Annotated in this window: 24 protein-coding genes and 1 pseudogene; 2 read left to right on the top strand and 23 right to left on the bottom strand. The window is 56.4% G+C overall.

Annotated elements, in window-relative coordinates:
* Window positions 1-2 precede the first annotated feature (2 nt).
* The 10 genes from MNODULE_RS05895 to MNODULE_RS05850 form a co-directional block, all read right to left on the bottom strand.
* Window positions 3-245 (bottom strand): glutathione S-transferase N-terminal domain-containing protein, encoded by a 243-nt coding sequence (locus MNODULE_RS05895; protein WP_168058522.1) that lies wholly within the window; start codon window positions 243-245, stop codon window positions 3-5.
* Window positions 245-1,642: a dihydrolipoyl dehydrogenase family protein gene (locus tag MNODULE_RS05890; RefSeq protein WP_168058521.1), complete on the bottom strand. Its 1,398-nt coding sequence runs from the start codon at window positions 1,640-1,642 to the stop codon at window positions 245-247. Before MNODULE_RS05890 ends, MNODULE_RS05895 begins: the two co-directional genes overlap by 1 nt.
* A 46-nt stretch (window positions 1,643-1,688) precedes the next feature.
* On the bottom strand, window positions 1,689-2,669 hold the full coding sequence (locus tag MNODULE_RS05885) for a sugar phosphate nucleotidyltransferase (protein ID WP_168058520.1): 981 nt from the start codon (window positions 2,667-2,669) through the stop codon (window positions 1,689-1,691).
* 99 nt (window positions 2,670-2,768) lie between these two features.
* The gene (locus tag MNODULE_RS05880; RefSeq protein WP_168058519.1) at window positions 2,769-3,278 is read right to left on the bottom strand and encodes a hypothetical protein; all 510 of its coding nucleotides are present in this window, start codon (window positions 3,276-3,278) and stop codon (window positions 2,769-2,771) included.
* Between the two features lie 440 nt (window positions 3,279-3,718).
* The gene (locus MNODULE_RS05875) at window positions 3,719-4,567 is read right to left on the bottom strand and encodes a DUF3047 domain-containing protein (protein ID WP_168058518.1); all 849 of its coding nucleotides are present in this window, start codon (window positions 4,565-4,567) and stop codon (window positions 3,719-3,721) included.
* Window positions 4,568-4,630: 63 nt separating this feature from the next.
* Complete coding sequence (locus MNODULE_RS05870; RefSeq protein ID WP_168058517.1) at window positions 4,631-5,353, bottom strand: TVP38/TMEM64 family protein; 723 nt, start codon at window positions 5,351-5,353, stop codon at window positions 4,631-4,633.
* Between the two features lie 156 nt (window positions 5,354-5,509).
* Window positions 5,510-6,220: a VTT domain-containing protein gene (locus MNODULE_RS05865; protein ID WP_168058516.1), complete on the bottom strand. Its 711-nt coding sequence runs from the start codon at window positions 6,218-6,220 to the stop codon at window positions 5,510-5,512.
* Between the two features lie 91 nt (window positions 6,221-6,311).
* On the bottom strand, window positions 6,312-6,743 hold the full coding sequence (locus MNODULE_RS05860; protein ID WP_168058515.1) for a hypothetical protein: 432 nt from the start codon (window positions 6,741-6,743) through the stop codon (window positions 6,312-6,314).
* Window positions 6,744-6,831: 88 nt separating this feature from the next.
* Complete coding sequence (locus tag MNODULE_RS05855) at window positions 6,832-7,482, bottom strand: carboxymuconolactone decarboxylase family protein (RefSeq protein WP_168058514.1); 651 nt, start codon at window positions 7,480-7,482, stop codon at window positions 6,832-6,834.
* Window positions 7,483-7,668: 186 nt separating this feature from the next.
* Window positions 7,669-8,355 (bottom strand): Crp/Fnr family transcriptional regulator, encoded by a 687-nt coding sequence (locus tag MNODULE_RS05850; protein WP_168058513.1) that lies wholly within the window; start codon window positions 8,353-8,355, stop codon window positions 7,669-7,671.
* Window positions 8,356-8,475: 120 nt separating this feature from the next.
* Here MNODULE_RS05850 and MNODULE_RS05845 point away from each other — a divergent pair, with 120 nt between their 5' ends.
* Both MNODULE_RS05845 and MNODULE_RS05840 read left to right on the top strand, forming a co-directional pair.
* Window positions 8,476-8,724, top strand: a complete 249-nt coding sequence (locus MNODULE_RS05845; protein ID WP_168058512.1) for a helix-turn-helix domain-containing protein — start codon at window positions 8,476-8,478, stop codon at window positions 8,722-8,724.
* 57 nt (window positions 8,725-8,781) lie between these two features.
* Entirely contained in the window at window positions 8,782-9,051 is a 270-nt protein-coding gene (locus MNODULE_RS05840) for an STAS domain-containing protein (RefSeq protein ID WP_168058511.1), read from the top strand.
* Between the two features lie 27 nt (window positions 9,052-9,078).
* Here MNODULE_RS05840 and MNODULE_RS05835 read toward each other — a convergent pair whose 3' ends face one another.
* From MNODULE_RS05835 to merB, 13 genes and pseudogenes are all read right to left on the bottom strand, one after another.
* Window positions 9,079-9,597 carry a hypothetical protein gene (locus MNODULE_RS05835; RefSeq protein WP_168058510.1) on the bottom strand — a complete coding sequence of 173 codons (519 nt, stop codon included), beginning with the start codon at window positions 9,595-9,597 and terminating at the stop codon, window positions 9,079-9,081.
* A 501-nt stretch (window positions 9,598-10,098) separates the two neighbouring features.
* Entirely contained in the window at window positions 10,099-10,335 is a 237-nt protein-coding gene (locus MNODULE_RS05830; RefSeq protein WP_168058509.1) for an SHOCT domain-containing protein, read from the bottom strand.
* A gap of 85 nt (window positions 10,336-10,420) precedes the next feature.
* Window positions 10,421-10,603, bottom strand: coding sequence for a hypothetical protein (locus MNODULE_RS05825; protein ID WP_168058508.1), 183 nt, complete (start codon window positions 10,601-10,603; stop codon window positions 10,421-10,423).
* A 300-nt stretch (window positions 10,604-10,903) separates the two neighbouring features.
* Window positions 10,904-11,211, bottom strand: a pseudogene (locus MNODULE_RS25415) (hypothetical protein); the annotation flags it as partial.
* Between the two features lie 42 nt (window positions 11,212-11,253).
* Window positions 11,254-12,216, bottom strand: a complete 963-nt coding sequence (locus MNODULE_RS05810) for an NHL repeat-containing protein (RefSeq protein WP_168058507.1) — start codon at window positions 12,214-12,216, stop codon at window positions 11,254-11,256.
* 9 nt (window positions 12,217-12,225) lie between these two features.
* Window positions 12,226-13,158, bottom strand: a complete 933-nt coding sequence (locus MNODULE_RS05805; protein WP_168058506.1) for a transporter — start codon at window positions 13,156-13,158, stop codon at window positions 12,226-12,228.
* Window positions 13,155-13,505: a heavy-metal-associated domain-containing protein gene (locus MNODULE_RS05800; RefSeq protein ID WP_168058505.1), complete on the bottom strand. Its 351-nt coding sequence runs from the start codon at window positions 13,503-13,505 to the stop codon at window positions 13,155-13,157. Before MNODULE_RS05800 ends, MNODULE_RS05805 begins: the two co-directional genes overlap by 4 nt.
* A 10-nt stretch (window positions 13,506-13,515) precedes the next feature.
* Window positions 13,516-13,779, bottom strand: coding sequence for a thioredoxin family protein (locus tag MNODULE_RS05795; protein WP_168058504.1), 264 nt, complete (start codon window positions 13,777-13,779; stop codon window positions 13,516-13,518).
* 3 nt (window positions 13,780-13,782) lie between these two features.
* The gene (locus MNODULE_RS05790) at window positions 13,783-14,211 is read right to left on the bottom strand and encodes a heavy metal-responsive transcriptional regulator (protein WP_168058503.1); all 429 of its coding nucleotides are present in this window, start codon (window positions 14,209-14,211) and stop codon (window positions 13,783-13,785) included.
* A 60-nt stretch (window positions 14,212-14,271) separates the two neighbouring features.
* Entirely contained in the window at window positions 14,272-15,936 is a 1,665-nt protein-coding gene (merA, locus tag MNODULE_RS05785; RefSeq protein WP_168058502.1) for a mercury(II) reductase, read from the bottom strand.
* Between the two features lie 143 nt (window positions 15,937-16,079).
* Window positions 16,080-16,460, bottom strand: a complete 381-nt coding sequence (locus tag MNODULE_RS05780; RefSeq protein WP_168058501.1) for a carboxymuconolactone decarboxylase family protein — start codon at window positions 16,458-16,460, stop codon at window positions 16,080-16,082.
* Between the two features lie 22 nt (window positions 16,461-16,482).
* Window positions 16,483-16,851, bottom strand: coding sequence for a heavy-metal-associated domain-containing protein (locus MNODULE_RS05775; protein ID WP_168058500.1), 369 nt, complete (start codon window positions 16,849-16,851; stop codon window positions 16,483-16,485).
* A 23-nt stretch (window positions 16,852-16,874) separates the two neighbouring features.
* On the bottom strand, window positions 16,875-17,537 hold the full coding sequence (gene merB, locus MNODULE_RS05770; protein ID WP_168058499.1) for an organomercurial lyase MerB: 663 nt from the start codon (window positions 17,535-17,537) through the stop codon (window positions 16,875-16,877).
* Between the last annotated feature and the right edge of the window lie 51 nt (window positions 17,538-17,588).

The raw sequence follows: 17,588 nt of genomic DNA, 5'->3' as shown, positions 1-17,588 counted from the left end.
GTCTATTTTTGATACTGTTCCTCGAGATAACGAATAATCTTCTCGTCATCATCCGGGATAACGACCCCTCTTTCCGGATCGACCAGCGTCGGAACTCCTTTTTGGCCGGAGATCCTCTGAAGCCGCTCCCGCTTCTGTTTATCACGGGGTTCATTGCGGATCAGGTAGTCGATCCCTAAATCGGTCAACCTGGCCCGGACGATTTGACAATAGGGACATTCCTCGAATTGGTAAAGTTCAAGCATCAGTCAGCCTCTTTGTGAATCGGATGGGACAACTTTCGAGCGATCTCTTCCGCCGGATAGGTGAAAATTTCCGAGAGGGCCGGATGAAAATACGGGATCTCAAGCAGTTGATGAACCGTCGCCCGGAAGCGCATCGCGACATTCATTCCGTAAATCAGCGACGCCCCCTCGGGCCCCAAGAGGTGGACCCCCAGAATCTCCCCGCTTCCGGCGTCGGCCAGCATCTTGACGTATCCTTTCGTCTGGCCGGTGCAGATCGCCTTTCCGAGATCATCAAACGGGTAAGCGGCCACGATCACCTCCAACCCCTTCTCCTTCGCCTCTCTTTCCGTCATGCCGACCTTCGCGAAGGTCGGATCGGTAAAGATGATCTGCGGAACCAGCCGGTAGGCGGCCTTGCGTTTGACATGGGAGAAGGCATTGTGTCCCGCGATCTCCCCTTGATAGACGGCGACGTGCGTCAATGGGTAGATTCCCGTCGCATCGCCCGCCGCAAAGATCGAGGAGGCCGTAGTCCGCATCTCCTCATTCACGACCACCCCCTTCGGTGTATAGGCGACCCCCGCCGCTTCCAGATTCAGTTTCTCAAGCGCCGCCTGACGGCCGGTGGCGACCAGGATCTCTTCCGCTTTGAAACAGATCGGCCTTCCATCGACGCGCGCTTCGACCTGTTTTAAAGTTCCGTCCGCTGAGATCCGCTCAAAAACGACATTGGTGTAGACCTCCATTCCCTCTTCACGGAGGTATCCGGCCAGCGCCAAGCCGATGTCGCCGTCCTCCCGGCTCAGAAGAGAGTTTCTTCTCTCAAAGATCGAGACCTTCACCCCCATTCGGGAAAAATGCTGTCCCAATTCGAGCGCAACGGCGCCCCCTCCCAGGACCGCCAGAGATCGGGGAAGATCGATCCGCTCCAGCGCCTCGTCGCTGGTGATGAAGCCGGTTTCCCTCAGCCCGGGGATGGGGGGAATGAAGAGGCTCGATCCGGTCGAAATCACGAATCGGTCACCCTGAATCACCTTCGCTCCGACCTGCACTTCGCCGGGTGAGCGAAATTGCGCAGCTCCTTCGATAAAAGCGATCCGCGGATTCGATCGGACCTCCTCCCATCGATAATCTATGAATCCTTTTATGATTTTATTCTTCCTGGAGATGATCCCAGGATAATCCAGGGTAAGCCCGTGAACCGCCACCCCCAGCGCCTTGGAGGTTCCGGCGAGATGGGCCAACTCCGAAGAACGGAGAAGGGTTTTGGAGGGCATACAGCCCTTCAGAATGCAAAGCCCTCCGAAAGGACCCTTATCGATCAGGGCCACTTTTTTCCCGTATCCTGTCGCGACGCGGGCCGCCGCGAAACCGCCGCTTCCGGCCCCAATGACCACCAGATCGTACCGCTTCATCTCTCCCTTTCTCCAAATCTTCCAAACTCCTGAACCGGCATTTCCATCAGACCGACGCACCGCTTTGCTGAATCTTCTCCCAGTTGTCCTTTTCGGACCCCTCCCCCCGTGAATCAGCCGCTCCCTTCAGACGCAGCGCCTTTCCATACCTCCGCAGGGTCCTTACAATCCGCTCCGGGCTTCCCCAGTCGCTCCAGCCGACTTCCTCAACCGGCGTGACGAGAAGGTGGCCGGGGATCTTCTCAAAAAGATCCTTCGAAATATTCGCGGGCGCCATCTCGGTGTAAATCCGCTGAAGGGTCGCCCCCTCCCCGGCGCCGCCGATATCATTTATCAGGCGATCAAAGCAGCCGACCATCTCCGGCGCCGCGCTTCGGGCGAGGCGATAGAGCGTGGCCGCTCGAGCGGCAAAGATGAGGGTATTCCAGAGACCTCCCAGCTTCATCAAGGCGCGCGCTTTCCTCTTCGCCGGTTTCTCATGAAAAGATCCGACGGAGAGGGCGCTGTAACCGTCCGACTCGCAAACAACCCGCCGAGGCTCAATCCATCCGTACTCCGGCTCAGGAAGATCCGGACGAATGCCGAGAAGCGTCAACGACTCCGGAAAAGAATCGAGCAGTCGAACATTCCACCGGATCGGGTCGATGAATCGCGTCTCCTCCCAGACAAAGTGATCCGATGGAAAGATCACCACCTTCCCTTCGGGGTTCCGGTTCAGGACATGGACCAGCGGCAGAAGAACTCCCGGGAGGGTCTCTCGATTCCGCGGCTGGAATAAAAAACGGGTAGCGGGTCGGGCTTTCGAAAGAGACGCTACATAAGGAGCATGTTCCGCGCCGACGACAACGAAGATCCGATCCGCCCGAATCATCCGCTCCATCCGGTCGAGGGTATGCTCAAGCATCGTCCGCCGACCGGTGAAGGCGAAAAACTGTTTCGGACACGACCGGCCCGACCGCTCCCGGATGAATTCCTCGACACGACGCCCGCGACCTCCCGCCAAAACGATTCCCCACATCCCATCCATGGTCTGCTCTCCTCTCAAGGGCCGCCGCGAAACCGCGGCGAATACGGTCTGATCGATCCCCCTCTCCCATTGTAATGAAGACACCCCCTTTTAGAGTCATCATTCCTCCCGGTATAAAGGCCGACGGATCGCCGTGTCGGAAAAAGATGACCTCAAAATTTCGATACATCCAAACAGAAGGAGCAGGTAGCCGAACAATTCGGAACTTTCTTCGACGATGCGGCCCACCAGCCGCAGGTATTGCTCTTGAAGCGCCGCCCGCCAGAAGAGCTGCTGCCCGATGAGCCGGGAAAATACCATGACGGTGAGAAATCCGGCAAAGAGAAACCCGAACGGCCCGGATGCGAGAACCGGTTGCAGTTGTGCTGCCACGCTCCGGCGGTGACGCCGGATGAAGAAGAACGCATAGAAGGCCGCCATGGCAACCATGATCTGCCACGCACCATCGAATACATAGCGGTCAAGGTTTGCATCCATCTCCCGCACGGCAGAGGCCAAGGGGAGCAGCGCCAGGAGATGGAAAATCTCGCGTCGCTCTTCGATACGGAATGCGGCGGTCTGCAGGCAGCCAAAGCAGGCAAACAGCAGCACGAGTTGAAACCATTCCACCGGCCCGTTCTCAGCGAAAAGGAGAGGGGCATCCACACGGCGGGAGAGGAGAACGACCCCCTGGATCACCGCTGCGGTCGTTAGAAAATAGACAAGGTAGCTCGCGGGGAAAAATGCGATTCGACTGCTTACATGATTTACCCGATCTGAAATCCGTCTGCTATTCTGTCGTCTCTCCAGAAGATCAGTCGTTTGACCCTGTTCTAAGGCGAAATCGGGGAATCTGTCCATTTTTTTACTCCTGCTTTCCCTCGAGATTGAAGAGGGGTGAGTGAATCTGCCTCGTCATTACCGGTTAAGGTTGAACGCCTTTGAGACGATCGCGTTTTCTTATGCAGCGGATCGATCTCCTCCAAAACCATGTAAGAGGAGCGGAAAGGTCAAGCCCGAAACGGCCCGATTACCGAAAAGGGGTATGCCTGCCCCGCATTCCATCGCGGTCACTTTCCTCCTCCCGCCGTCCGAAGAACGATATCGGAATAATACGCGACCGCTTCCTCTCCGGTATTGTCGGTGTCGGTCATCACCGCCACGCCCGAAATGGCCGGCGGTTTTTCCCCGAAAAGCCGTTGATAATCGCTGTAGAGGTTCCGCTCCTCGCAAAGCCACTCTCCGACCTTCTCCTCTCCGCTTTGCACGGCAACCATCTGCGCCCGGTCGGTGTAGGCGTTCGGAATCGTCCTCCCCTTGGGAAGACGGTTGGCCCAGATATAGTTGATCGCCCCTTTCGGCGGGTATTCGCCGTAGACCGCTTTGATGAGGCCGAATTTCGCTTTCTCCCAAAAGGTGGCTCTGTCCGGATCGTACTTGAACGTCACATAGATCCGCGCGGCGTAGTCGTCTCCTTCCTTTCTGGTCTCATCCCCGTTTGAGATGATCCGGTCGATCTTCCAACACCAGGAGAGGACCGAGAAGACTTTCGGGTCACGATCGAGCGGCCGGTAGAGGCCCGACGCCGCGTTTCGGCTGACGGCCCGGATGACCGGTCGTCCCTCCTCGTGAAGCAGGGTATACTCCGTGTGCGCCGGGACCTTCTGAAAGGTTAACGCCCGCCATGCCTCCGGCCAGTCATTCTCTCCGCGACGGTCGCCGATGAGCCGCAACGCCTCGTCTGCGCCCGCGGTCAGCGCCGGCGCCTGCAAAAGCGAGAGGCCGAGAAAGAGCGCGATCCAAACCGGCAGGGCCCCTCCGGCCCCTTTCCATTTTCGGTAAAAGAGAGAGATCAGAGAGATCAGCGCGGTAAATTCGCCGCTTCCCGTCCCAATGACCACCCGGTGATATCGCTTCATCTCCCTCCTTTTCCGTTAGGCTTCACTTTCCATTCCATTCATCGCCACCCCCAGGGCTTTCTCCTATTTTTCGTTTTCAGGCGCCTCCGCTACGGCCTTCCCGCTCCATTTTTTGTAGACGACCGGCAACAACGCCAAGAGTCCCAGGAGGACAAAGGCGCCGATGACCCTGGGCGAGCCGATTTCGTTTAACGAATCGATCGTTCCAAGCTGTCTTCCCGCATTGGCATAGACAAAACTCCCCGGAACAATCCCGATGGCCGTCGCAATCACATACGTCCTCAAACTCATTCGCGTCAAACCCGAAGCCAAATTGATCAGGAAGAACGGAAAAAGAGGAATCAATCGGAGCGTCAGAAGATAGTAAAAGGCATTTTGACGGATTCCCTCATGAATCGGCTCCAGCCGCTTTCCAAATTTTCGTTCCACCAGGTCCCTAAACAGATATCGGGCCGCCAGGAAGGCCAGCGTCGCCCCCGATGTGGCGGCCAAATTCACATACAAAGTCCCCAACAGGGTGCCGAAGAGGAGTCCGGCGGCGAGCGTGAGAATCGTCGCCCCCGGAAGTGAAAGGGCCGTCTGGATGCAATAGATCAGAATAAAAAAGATCACGGTGGATAGATAATGAGACTCGGTATAGCTTTGAAGCGCGTCTCTGTTTTCTTTCAGCGCGTTCAGCGTGAGAAATTTCCCGAGATCGAGATAAAAAAAGGCTCCAATGCCCAGGATAAAGAGGCCGAGTATCAACCATTTTGCAGTGGAGGCTTTGTCCCCATTCTCTGCCATTCGAATCAACCCCCTATTTTTATTTTTGAGGCCCGATCTCGAATATCGCCAGGCATTTCTACTCTCTTCGATGATCTTCATTTCTAAGGGCGGAGTCGTCCTTTTGCTTCGCCGCCGAATGAAGCGGAAAATCGCCGTCTCAGATCGCCTCATTCTTTAGATCTGTGCCAAAAGAAAGGTCGTAGCCATCATCCCCATCCCGGTGGGGAGCGAAGCTTTGGCCCCTCTCCATTTTCGATATAAAAACGGGGTCAATGAAACGAGTAGAAACAGGACAAGCCCGATCAGAAATACGAAGGAGATCTTCCCTTGTATTAAATCGAGAAACGAACTGGAGAAGACGACATAGGCCGCGACGCCGGGGAGCTTAAAGAGTGTCGTGGCGAAGAAGAAGGTTCCGAATCCGATTTTCGTCAGGCCAAAGGCGTAATTCAAAAAATTGAAGGGGAAGAGAGGAATCAACCGTGTGATCGCGACATAGGCCCAACCCCTCCGTGTGACCCCCTCATCAATTTTCTTCCAACGCTCCCCCAAACGTTCTACTACGATATCCCGCATAAAATAGCGGGCAATCAGGAACGCGACGCCCGCTCCAAGACTCGATCCGACCGAGGCATAAACGGTTCCCCAGATCGGCCCGAATGCGAGGCCCCCGGCCATTGCAATGGGAAAACCCGGAAGAAAAAGAGCGGGGGCAACGGAGAAGATCAGAATGTAAACAAGCGGCCCCCAGATCCCCCAGCGGCCAATCGCATCTTGAAGCCGCTGCTGATCGAAGTAATCGGTCAGCCCGGCCGCGCGAACAACTGTGATCAGACCGATCAGAATGAGAAGAAAGAGTGCTGCCCGCGTTTTGTTCGATTTCACTCCGTCTCCTCCAAGAAAATCCGATGATTCCGCTGACGGTGTCCGATCGGATCGACCTTTCGAGCGGAATCATCGGATCATACCGTCCGTTTTATTTCAGATCCCCCTTCAGGGCGATCTCAATCTTCTTCATGTTCTTCGGATTGCCGTCCGGATGAAGCGCGATCTCAAGCAGCTGCCACTTCTCCAGCTCTGACAATGAGATGGTTCCGGTGTAATGGCCTTCTCCCTTGGCATCGGACTTGAAGGAGTAATCCCCTTCGCCGACGCCGGCCATGTCCATCTTCGGCTTCATGTTGACCACCCAGACGGTGTAGACCGAATTCGGCTTCAGTCCGGTGGCATGGACCGTGACCTCCTTCTGATCTTTCCCTTTTTCCTTGATGACCGCCTCTCCTTTGGCTCCTCCGCCGGCCTTTTCCGGAGTCAGTGTTACTTTTTCCGGAATTGCAGCGTGAGCCGTGGATAGGGCAATGAGAAAAAGGGCGATGCCATAAATAATCTTATTACTGATGATCTTCATATGCGTTCTCCTTTAAAAGTCAGGATTTTCTTTCACGCTTCGCGTGTCGCCTGCCGTGACATGTCGGTGGCGAATGATTCACTTTCCTCTAGCCAAGATCGGATTCAACCTTCAACCCGTCGAGGAATTTATTCCACCCATTGTAGAGATCGACAACGGCCATGATCTCCAAGACTTGGGCGTCGTCCGCCCCCATCCGGCGGAGTCCCGACGTATGGGCGTCGATGCAGTAGCCGCAATTGTTCGTCGCGGAAACGGCGAGGGCGATGACCTCTTTGGTTTTACGATCCAATGTCCCCTGCCCCATGACCTGGAGAAATCGCCTCCAGTTCGCCTCCAGAAGGCCGGCGTTGTGCCCCATCGCTTTGAAAAGATTCGGCACAAACGGAATCCCGAATGTCTTCTTGATCTCCTGATAAATCGCTTTTACTTTTTCGTCGGCCTCTTTTTCATCGACGAGTTTAATCGTGGCCATCTGCTCCTCCTTCTCTCTGATTTTTTCCTCCATGGCTTGGACTAATCGCTCCAACCCCGGCTCTCCAATTGAAAAAAGCGCTCCATCCAGCACAAAACTGGGATAAATGAAGATTCCCAATTCCCTCGCCCGCGCTCGGTCCTGGCGGTCGGATCGAACGATCAGATCGACTCGCGGAACGCGACGGACCGCCTCCTCCGCCAGAGCCAGCGCGGAAGGGGCCGAAACGCAACCGGGTGAAATGAAGAGTTCAAGAACAATCATGGGGCAAGAATAAACGATCTGATCAAAACAAAATGTAGGTTAGGCTACGAAATAAATTTTCACCCTCACGGCCCAGAAGGGGTTCAGCGAGAGTCCACGAGAGGGAGTTGATCGCTTTTAAAGATGTCGGTTGACAGGATGGGAAGCAAGGCTACAGCACCTGGACGGAATACGGGGAGGGATGGCTCAGGCGGTCTTCTGCTTGGGGCGGTCCGGATGGAGAAGGACGATCCGCCGGCCGTCGAAATCAATGAGACCCTGATTTCTAAATTCTCCCAACGTAGCGCTGACCGTCTCTCGGATGGATCCGATCAGGTTGGCCAGTTCAAGGTGGGTAATTTTAAGTTCAAGGCGAATCCCCCGGGGGAGGTTCTTCCCATAGTCTCTTGAGAGCTGGGTTAAAAGACGCAGCAGCCGGGAAGGAACATCCAGGAAGGCGAGGTCTTCCACACGGCTTTCAATTTGCTTCGCGCGTGAGCAGATCATCTTGGTAAGGAGAAAAAAGACCTCCGGTTTTTTGCGGAGGATGGAAAGAAAGTGATCCTTCGGGATGACACAGAGCTTGCTGTCTTCCAGCGCTTCCGCCAGGGTGCTCCGTGACGTGTCGTCAAAAAGCTCCGTCTCCCCGAAGATCTCCCCCGGCTCCAAAATGGCAAGGGTTACTACACGTCCGGTTTTTGAAATCCGCCCTATCTTGACGCGACCCTCCTTCAAGGCGTATACATGCTGGCCTGGATCTCCTGGGAAGAAGAGCGCCGTTTTTCTCCTGACCGATACCATCTGGACCTTCCGATCAAGCTCTTCCATCTCTTCGGGGGTCATCTCTTTAAAGAGTCTAATTCTTTGAAGGTACCAGATCTTGCTTTTCAGCATGGCGGGAATCATAATCCCAAATGGGTAGCAGAGTCAATCACCCGATCTAGACTCATGCGGATGTCGGAGGAAAACAGGCTTCAAGTATCAGGGTCAATTTGAATCTGGAAATGTCAGCGTTTGGCGCGGTTTCTCATCGATCTCTGCTCCGAAACTGGAGAACCCGTGGGGAACAACGTGCGGCTCCAATTTAAGGTGACGCACCAGGAGCTTGCGAACCTCATCGGATCGATCCGAGAGACCGTGACCTCGATTCTGAGTGATTTTAGGCGTCAGGGCCTGATTCAGCAGTCGCAACGGTTCATCACCATCCTGGATCTGGAGAGGTTTACCCTGGTTGCCAACCACGGCGCCGACATGGGCCGATGATGCGCTCGGATGACGCCCCCTTGTACAAAAAGCCGTGAACGGATTCGAAACGGAACCATGTTCAAAGTAAGCCTGGTTGATTCTGATGAGAAGACGATCACCCTGAAACTGGAGGGGCGCATCGTTGGTCCATGGGTGAATGTTCTCAGAGGCGAATCCGATCGATGGTTCTCTCAGCAGAGAAGACTGATCCTCGATTTTTCAGAGGTCACTTTCATTGATTCGGAAGGGATCGATCTCGCGCACGCATTGATGCGCAAGGGTATCCATCTTGTGGGGTTTTCCCTGTTCCTGTCGGAAATTCTAGAAAAAGCCCGCCCAGAATGACTGAGATCAACCTCGCCGATTCTTAGTCTACGCGGCCCGCCGCTCCCTTTCCGCCTTGGCCTGACTCTCCGCCGCGGAGGGGAGAAACGCCGGATAGCTCCCCAAAAACCCTCCGAAGATCGCATGTTCGATCGCAAAAGGAAGATAAGGCATCTGCGCCATCATCGGATTGACGATCGGCAGCCAGAAGAACTGCATAAAGAGCCAGATCGCCAGGCCGTAGAAAATGCCCCAGCCGATCGCCCGGCCATAGGAGAGGCGGCCGCCAAGGAGGGCGAAGATCACCCCGAAGCCGATCGCCGTCGCAAAATGGATCATCATACCGGCCAGGATCGGCGTCATCTGAAACCCGGGGCGCTCCATCCATGCATCGTCCAGGAAGGTGACGGCGATCATCTTGGGGGGCGCCCAGATCTCCTGCCCCATCATGACTGCGAACGTCATTGCAATCATCGACATAATAATTCCGGCGATAATCCCGGCGAGGACCCCCGCGTAAACCACCTCCCCCGCTGTTACTTGTTTTCGTTCAAAATAGGTTGCCATAGAGATCCTCCTTCACTGACCTCATTAATTACACGCGCCTTTGATCGCCTGCCAAGATCGCAGGCGACCTTGAGCCTATCCAGATCGCTGAATTAGATCGGATCTACGCTTTACTGTCGTCCTCCAAATCGGCAAAGTTCAAGAAACCACCCTATTCTCTATAATAGAGATTCTTCCAAGTCGAGACGATCCTCACGATCGGATATCCTTCTTTTGGGCGATTCAAAATTTCGATCTGTATCGGTAACTTTCAGCATAATGTGAAGCGTAAGCGAGGGCCGTCGAAAAAGATGTAGGATGGACTACTAAGCGGCGGGGGAGGTTCAATCCTCGCGTTATGAAAATCGGCGACATCGATGAAGCCGTTGGCATCCACCGATGAGGGGGCACACACTTATAAAAATTTAGGAACGAGGAGCGCTCCCCCGTCCGCCGCCAGAAGGCGTGGAAACAAGATCATCGCCGCAACCCTCCCAGAAACCGCAGCGACCCTCACCCCGTTTATGCCGCGAGATCCCTCTTTTTCTCCTCGTACTCCTCTTTACTGATCTCACCACGCGCATAGCGTTCCTTCAAAAGCTCAATCGCGCGTTCGGAAGATCGCGCTTGGGTGGAAGAAAACCCCCATCGGACGACCCAGACGATTCCCGCAATCAATAGGACCAGAAGGGCCAGTCCCACCAGCCCCCACAGGAGCATCCACGCCATCATCCCCGACCCCATCATTCCATCCATCATTGGCAATCCCTCCTCGTATCCTTCTTCTGTGATCCATCATCTTCTCACCGTTTTCCGCCGGGCCAGGTAAGTAGCGGCATGTTGATCACCACACCCGGCTGCTCGACCGTTGCTTCTCCTCCGCCAACATCGATTTGGGCGCCTCGGCCACCTCCAAAACGACGAGAACGGGCGAATCCATCATGTCCGCAAGCAGTTCGGCAATCTTCGGATTGGACGTCTCGGTGGGGATGCAGCGGATCTCGATCCCCTCGGAGAACCCCTTCACGGGCGGGGCCTCGGCCCTGTCATCGCCTCCCCCATCGGTGTGACCGAGGCAGAGGCCAGGACGAACCCAGCCATTAAAAGCACGACAAGCGTTGTGACGACGAGAATACGTCGCATGATCTTCCTCCTAAAAATTTAGGCGACCTGAAACCCCCGCTCGATAATCGCCTCGCGGATGCCGTCCGGGACCGCTTCCCCCTTCCGGTACGTGACCGTCACGATCTGACGTTTCGGATCGCCGGTGACCTCCTCGACCCCTTTGAGTTTGCAGGCCGCCCCCCGAATCGCCGCCAGGCACCCTTCAGTGCATATTGGAAATCTTGAGGGTAAGCTGCGCGGAACGGCCCTGGCACCGCTTCGGCAGCAGCCGCCCGGCGAAGGAGTTGGCAAGCACCGCGCTGACGCTGGCAAGCATGGCCACCATTGCCCAGACCGGGTGAACGAGGCCGGTCGTCGCGAGCGGCCCGCCGATCCCGTTGAAGGCAAAGGCGAGGGATAGGTTCTGAAGGTTTTCCGATACGAGGTTTTGCCGATCTGGTAGGCATCGACGACTGCGCCGAGCCACTCGCCGATCAGGACCACATCGGCCGACTCGATGGCAATGTCGGTCGCGTTTCGATTTTTTTCTTTCATGATCGCTCCTGATCTTTCTTATCGAAACTTTTGAATCCGCGCGTTATGAAAATCGGTCACATAGATAAAGCCGTCGGCATCGATCGCCAGCCCGGTGGGACCGTTGAATTCCCCCTGCTTTTCTCCCTTGGATCCAAATTGTTCGAGGGACTTCCCTTGGGGATCAAACTTCTCGACACGGTGATTGTAGAAATCGGCCACATACACATTTCCGTTGGGATCAAAGGCGATATCCGAGGACACCCGGAAGCGGCCTCCCCAGAGCCCCATCCCACCCCACTTTCGCAAGAATGTCCCGTCGGGTGAGAAGACCTGTACCCGGTTGTTATAGGAGTCTGAGACATAGATTTCATCGTTGGGGCCGGCCGCGATCTTGGCAGGAAAGTAGAATTTCCCCTCCAGACCTTCATCCCAGAAGAAGTTTAGGGCCGATCGGATGTTGTTCACCTTTTCCTGCCCTCCCCATTGCAAGAGAAACGTGCCATCCGAGGTAAACTTCTGGACACGATGGTTGTAGGTGTCGATCACATAGACATTCCCTTTGGAATCGATTGCGATCCCGGAAGGGGAATCAAACTCTCCCTCCCCCTTTCCGTTTTTCCCCCATTGGAGAAGGAATTTTCCATAGGGGGTGAACTTCGCAATCCGATCAAGAAAATAGTCGCTGATGTAGAGGGAGCCATCGGGGGCAATCGCCACGCTGGTCGGCTTTTCAAATTCCCCCTCTCCCTGACCCTCATTTCCAATGACCAGGAGCGGTTTTCCTTCCCGATCCCATTTCTGAACGCGATGATTGTTGGCATCGGTGATGTAAAGCGCTCCATCCTGGCCCACTGCCACGTCATAAGGTCCGTTCAGCTCGCCCGGTTCTTTACCAGGGTGGCCAAACGAAGCGATCCACTGCACCTCCCCCGCAAAGGCGAGGGAGCCGATCTCCAGGAGAAGGAAGATGAATAGCAAGAGGATCGGTCGGCTCTCCATTCTGCTCCTCTAAAAAACCAACCATCGAAGACCGATGTTGAACTGAGCGTCGGTTTCAAGCTGCTCCCCGTTGAGATTCTCGACGGTCGGAATCTGCACCGAGGCTTCCACCAGAAAGGCCCGCCCCGTCGGGACCCACTGGATTCCCGGAGAAAGAAAGATCGTGTTCCCGCCGGAGTCGGGGACCTTGTTGCCGCTGCCGGGGGGACGAAAATCCCGACTCCTCTGCTCCCAGAAGCCGTTGAGCTCTAAGAAGAGGTTGACCTGAGGAGATGGATAGATCTCGTAGATCGCCGGCCAGGGGCGATAACCGACCGCCAGGTCGTAGCGGAGGGTGTCGCCGAATTCAAAACCGCTTCCCTCCGTGGTGATCCGATAGATCAGGTCGGTATAAAATCCCCATCGGGCCGGAATATACGAGAAGGCGGTCCCGATCAGATAATTTGTCGCGCCGCTCCCGTTCCAGAGCCCTGGGGGGAGATTGTGATCGCCATGGGACCCGGTCGGCAGGTCGAATCCGCCGATGACCATGGCGCGGGTGGTCTTCTCCTTCTCATCTTTGATGTAATAAGCATACTCGGCCAAGAGACGAAGATCGCCGAAGCCGTTCTCTTCAAGCCGGGTTGTTCCGGCGGGTCGATGGAGGTCAAGCTTTTTATTGAAATAAGGGATGACACCCGCAATCACCAGCTTCCCTTGCGTGATCGCATAAGGAAAGATCATCGGAACGGCACGGACATGAAGGTCCCCCCGTACTCCCCCCGGCAGATCGCCCGACCGGTCGATCTCTTGGTCGAAGGTCCGAAAGGCGTTGGTGAAGCCGGCCAGCAGGGCAGTCTCCGTGTTGATCGGCGGCCCCTGGGCAAAGGCCGACTCTCCCATCAAGAGGACCACCGCCACAAAAAATAGAACATGGATCCTTCTCCACTTTCGGACGCTCACGGCGCGCCCCCTTCATCTTCTTCGATCTTCACCTTCCCCGGCGTAAAGCTGGCCTCTTTGACCGCCTGCTCGACCTGCTCCTCGGTCATCTTCTTCCCCTCGGCTACATCGATCTCGGCGACCCCTTCGTTCACCTTGATCGTCACCTTCTCCACGCCCGGAAGCTGTTTTAATTTCTTCTCCAGGCCAAAGGCGCAGAAGGGACAAGAGAGACCCGACACCTCCACCGTGATCCTCTCCTTGGCCCAACCGACCAGAGGGGAGAGGAGCGTCGCCAGGATCAGAAGGACAAACACCGTCCGCTGTTTAGACAGCACCGTTTCTCCCAACTTGACGCGCCGGATCATCGCAAACCTCTTATGGCTGTCCCACGCCGGCAGCAGCAAGGGCCGCGCGATCGACCTCTCCCCTTTTGCAACAGTCGATGATGCGGCCGTCGGCCGCCACCGTGGGAGTGGAGACAACCCCAATCGCGCGGGCCCGCGCCATCGCCCCTTTTTCTCTCAGATCGAGGACCGACACCTCGCAGCGGGGGCAGGCGATCTCGTTGACCAGCTGAATCGCCGCGTCACAAAGCGGACAGCCGGCGGTAAAGATTTCAATTTTCCTCTTGATTGCCATCTTCTATTCCTCCTTCTCGTTTAGATTCTCAATCAGCGGGCAGATCTCCTTTGGGGTCGGTCGCGGAAGATCCGTTGTCCATCGCTTCAAGAGCCCTTCGAGCCTGGATTTCATCGCGATCATCTTGGCGATCTGCCGATCGAGATCTTCCGATCGGTGACGGACCCTCTGAAGGACCGATCGACAGGGGGTCTCCCCTTCGTCGGCGATGTTCAAGATCTCCCGAATCTCATTCAACGAAAACCCAGCCCCTCGGGCTGCTCTGATAAACCGGAGCCGCTCCGCCGCTTCCGAAGCGTAGAGCCGATATCCATGGCGATTGCGAACGGGCCGACGCAGAAGTCCCATCGCTTCGTAGTACCGGATCGTTCGGGTAGGAACGCCGGTCTTTTTCGAAAGATCTCCGATATGAAAGAGCGTTTCTGCTTTCATGGTTTTATTTAAACCTTCCAGTCACTGGAAGGGTCAAGGGCTCTTTTCGGCTGGATTCGATCAGGTGGCGCAACAGGAAAGCGCTTTGACATCACGATCGAACGTCAGGGCGGCGAGTTTCAGCCCCTCCGCCATCGTGAGATAAGGGTGAAAGGTGTCGATGAGGTCTTGCTTCGTCAGACCGAAGCGGATGGCCAAGGTCGCCTCCTGAATAATCTCTCCCCCCTCCGCCGCAAGGAGATGGGCCCCCAAGAGCTTTCCTGTCCCTTCCTCCGCAACCAGTTTGATCAGGCCCCGCGTGTTCCGGGCGGCAATCGCCCTGGGGACCTCTTTCAGGCTCAGCGCGCTTGTCTTGACCGAAAGCCCTTTTTCGCGCGCCTGGCTTTCCGTGAGCCCCACACTCGCAATCTGGGGATCGGTGAAGGTCACCCGCGGCACGGTCGATAGATCATAGACCCGGCCGATTCCAGCAAGAGCGTTCTCGGCGACGAGCCCTCCGGCGTAGGCCGCCACGTAGACGAACATCGGATCGCCGATCACATCTCCGGCGGCGTAGATCTCTGGATGGCTGGTCTGAAGATGTTGATTCACCAGGACCTCGCCCCGCCTTCCCATCTGGACGCCGGCCTCCTCCAATCCGAACCCTTCCGTCGTCGGACGGCGCCCCGTCGTCACGAGGAGCTGCTCGGCGGCAAAGCTCCGCGACGCCTCCGCCACCTCGGCATCGACGCGGTATCCGTCCGGGCCTCTCTCCACCCGGATGATACTCGCCCCGGTATGGATCTGCATCTTTTCTTCCTGGAGATACCGGGCTAGGGCCGCTCCGAGCTCCGGATCTTCTCCCGGCGCGATGTGGGGGGCGCTTTCCAAGAGGATGACCCGAACCCCGAATCGGGTGAAGAGCTGACCCAGCTCCAGACCGATCGCCCCGCCGCCGATGACGATCATCGACTTCGGGAGGGCCGGAAGGCTTAACGCATCGGTGCTGTCGAGATACCCCGCTTCCGCAAGACCGGGGATCGGCGGGGTCCAGGGATGGGCGCCGGTCGCGATCACGATCTTGCCGGCGGTGTAGCCTTTGCCGTTCACCCATACCTGTCGGTTTCCCGCCAGCCGGGCCTCTCCTTTGATGATCGAGATGTTCGGATGGGATTCTGCGACACGGACATACTTCCCCTCCCGAAGGGAGGCGACGAGATCGTCCTTTTGTTGAATGACCCGCGCCCAGTCCGAGGGAGGCGGACAAGCGGCCAGTCCTTCGAAATTGGGATAGGCGGAGCGGTAGCAGAGTTCGGCCGCGCGGATCAACGTTTTAGAGGGGACGCAGCCGATGTTGACGCAGGTCCCGCCGATCGTCCCCTTCTCCACGATGGCGACCTTGGCCCCCAATTCCGCCCCTTTGATCGCGGCGGCGAAGGCGGCCGAGCCGCCGCCGAGGATCAAGAGGTCGAAGTCGGCCCCTTTGGCTTTGGGAGCCCGTCGCCCCTTTTGCAGAGACTGGCGCTGCAATACCAGGGCATGATAACCGGCGCGCGCCACGGCGTCGATTAATGGCCGATCGGCGACGTTTGGACCGACAATCGCCTGAGCCCTTCCCGATTGCCAGTTCGAGACGGTCGCCTCCTCCACCCCCGCGACCGATTTGAGCGCCTCGGTCACGTGCCGGGCGCAACCGTCGCAGGTCATCCCTTCAATCCTCAGGGTCACTTGAACGCGATCCTTCATGATTCCCTCTCCTCTTGAAAACCAAAGCCCCATCCACAAGTCAAAAAATAAAATTGATTCGAATGGACCTTGATGCTCCCCATGAGGCTCACATACCTCTTGCCGATCTCGGCCTCGATCCTTTGACTACATTTAAGGGAGCGTCAGTGTCCGCAGCAGGAGGTCTCATTGTCCGAAGGGGCTTTCCCGCCGGCGATCTCTTTATAGGCGGCATAGGCCTTGATCGACCACTCCTCGCCGGGACATCCCTGCATCGTCATCGCTACATTCAGGAACTCGATCAGCTCCTCTTGGGTTGTTCCGCGCTCCACGGCCATCTTCACGTAGGCCCGGATGCAGGGCTCACACCGGATCGCAATGGAGATCGCCAGGGCGGTCAGGAGTTTGTACTTTCCGGGCGCTTTCCCGTCTTCATACGAGGCCTCCCGGGCCCGCATGATTCCCCCGGTGACCCGGGGGGAGAGTTTCCGCATTTCGACGAAGAGGGTGTCGCTTTCTGCTTTTTCTTGGTTTGTTTTCATCATTATTTATGACCTCCTTATATTTTTACTCGATGAGCCGGGCATGGTAGGTGAACATTGAATTGCTCGCCCCTTCCACCGCCTTGATCAGATCATCCACCGTCGTCTTGCTCTGTTCGTATTCGACCACGGCCCGCGCATCTGAAAAATCATCGAAGAAAAGCCATTTCTTCCTGACCTTTACCTCCGCCGTCCTGACACCCGGCCTCTCCATCAGAGCCGATCGGATCTCTTTCGCGCAAGCGCCGCAATCCATCCCGTCGATCTTCAAGGTGATCGTTTGAAGAGCACCGGGTTCCTCCGCAAGGCTGAAGTGATCGGTTGCCGGCGCACCGGTGACCAAGAATAACAGGACTGAAAATAACAGGGAAGCTTTCATAAAACCTTTTATCATGAACGGCCTCCTTCCTAAAAAGATTAACAACACTCAAGGGTCCCACCTATTTCCAAATCGCTCCTGAAAAGGGAGCTCACCAAAATACTTCCGATTCGCCACGCCTCTTGGATGGAAAGAAGCGTCGCTCCGGGGCGTTCGGAGAGCCACGCCGACGCGGCGTCGGAGGAACTGAAGAAGTGGACCTGATTGCAAAAGTTCGCCCGCACATCACAACACGTTTCTGAAAGCTTGGGCAGGGAGACAACGGCGTCGGCGGGTTCGAGGTGCTCCACACCCCCCGGTGTGACCGTCAGCCGGACCGTGATTCCGGTCGCAGGACAGGTCGACGCCACACGGGCCGTTTGGTTGAGAATCATCGGGAAGATCAACGTGTCCATCGCGCACCAGGTGAACAGCTTCCGGCCATTCACCTCAAAACGGTGCCGGGTCGGGTTCAGGGTGATCCCCGCGCCGACAATGTTCCCGTCCTGATCAAACTCGACGTTTCGCAACATACCAAGGGCCGCGGCAACGTCGCTAGGGAAGAGATGAAGCGTGGCGGCAATTTGGCCGAGGGCTACGGGGCTCCCTTTTGCCAAGAGGCGCAAGAGAGGGTGAAAAAGTCCGATCTTGTCTGGGAAAAGACTCTCCCGAAGCCCCTCCTTCAATGTCGTGGCGATCTCAGAAAGATTGAGAGATTGCATTTGATCCGCTCCTTTTCAACTCATCTTCAACTCATCGGACAGGGCGTAAGA

Source organism: Candidatus Manganitrophus noduliformans, assembly GCF_012184425.1.
GTDB classification, from domain to species: domain Bacteria; phylum Nitrospirota; class Nitrospiria; order SBBL01; family Manganitrophaceae; genus Manganitrophus; species Manganitrophus noduliformans.
This window is presented reverse-complemented; position numbering and strand designations above follow the sequence as displayed.

Excerpts from the sequence above, each read along its gene's own strand:
- MNODULE_RS05840 (WP_168058511.1), top strand. The coding sequence starts at position 8,782 with ATGTTCAAAGTAAGCCTGGTTGATTCTGATGAGAAGACGATCACCCTG.
- MNODULE_RS05850 (WP_168058513.1), bottom strand. The coding sequence starts at position 8,355 with ATGCTGAAAAGCAAGATCTGGTACCTTCAAAGAATTAGACTCTTTAAA.
- MNODULE_RS05810 (WP_168058507.1), bottom strand. The coding sequence starts at position 12,216 with ATGGAGAGCCGACCGATCCTCTTGCTATTCATCTTCCTTCTCCTGGAG.
- MNODULE_RS05855 (WP_168058514.1), bottom strand. The coding sequence starts at position 7,482 with ATGATTGTTCTTGAACTCTTCATTTCACCCGGTTGCGTTTCGGCCCCT.
- MNODULE_RS05870 (WP_168058517.1), bottom strand. The coding sequence starts at position 5,353 with ATGGCAGAGAATGGGGACAAAGCCTCCACTGCAAAATGGTTGATACTC.
- MNODULE_RS05780 (WP_168058501.1), bottom strand. The coding sequence starts at position 16,460 with ATGATGAAAACAAACCAAGAAAAAGCAGAAAGCGACACCCTCTTCGTC.
- MNODULE_RS05830 (WP_168058509.1), bottom strand. The coding sequence starts at position 10,335 with ATGATGGATGGAATGATGGGGTCGGGGATGATGGCGTGGATGCTCCTG.
- MNODULE_RS05895 (WP_168058522.1), bottom strand. The coding sequence starts at position 245 with ATGCTTGAACTTTACCAATTCGAGGAATGTCCCTATTGTCAAATCGTC.
- merB (WP_168058499.1), bottom strand. The coding sequence starts at position 17,537 with ATGCAATCTCTCAATCTTTCTGAGATCGCCACGACATTGAAGGAGGGG.
- MNODULE_RS05790 (WP_168058503.1), bottom strand. The coding sequence starts at position 14,211 with ATGAAAGCAGAAACGCTCTTTCATATCGGAGATCTTTCGAAAAAGACC.
- MNODULE_RS05885 (WP_168058520.1), bottom strand. The coding sequence starts at position 2,669 with ATGGATGGGATGTGGGGAATCGTTTTGGCGGGAGGTCGCGGGCGTCGT.
- MNODULE_RS05890 (WP_168058521.1), bottom strand. The coding sequence starts at position 1,642 with ATGAAGCGGTACGATCTGGTGGTCATTGGGGCCGGAAGCGGCGGTTTC.
- MNODULE_RS05835 (WP_168058510.1), bottom strand. The coding sequence starts at position 9,597 with ATGGCAACCTATTTTGAACGAAAACAAGTAACAGCGGGGGAGGTGGTT.
- MNODULE_RS05775 (WP_168058500.1), bottom strand. The coding sequence starts at position 16,851 with ATGATAAAAGGTTTTATGAAAGCTTCCCTGTTATTTTCAGTCCTGTTA.
- merA (WP_168058502.1), bottom strand. The coding sequence starts at position 15,936 with ATGAAGGATCGCGTTCAAGTGACCCTGAGGATTGAAGGGATGACCTGC.
- MNODULE_RS05875 (WP_168058518.1), bottom strand. The coding sequence starts at position 4,567 with ATGAAGCGATATCACCGGGTGGTCATTGGGACGGGAAGCGGCGAATTT.
- MNODULE_RS05860 (WP_168058515.1), bottom strand. The coding sequence starts at position 6,743 with ATGAAGATCATCAGTAATAAGATTATTTATGGCATCGCCCTTTTTCTC.
- MNODULE_RS05800 (WP_168058505.1), bottom strand. The coding sequence starts at position 13,505 with ATGATCCGGCGCGTCAAGTTGGGAGAAACGGTGCTGTCTAAACAGCGG.
- MNODULE_RS05795 (WP_168058504.1), bottom strand. The coding sequence starts at position 13,779 with ATGGCAATCAAGAGGAAAATTGAAATCTTTACCGCCGGCTGTCCGCTT.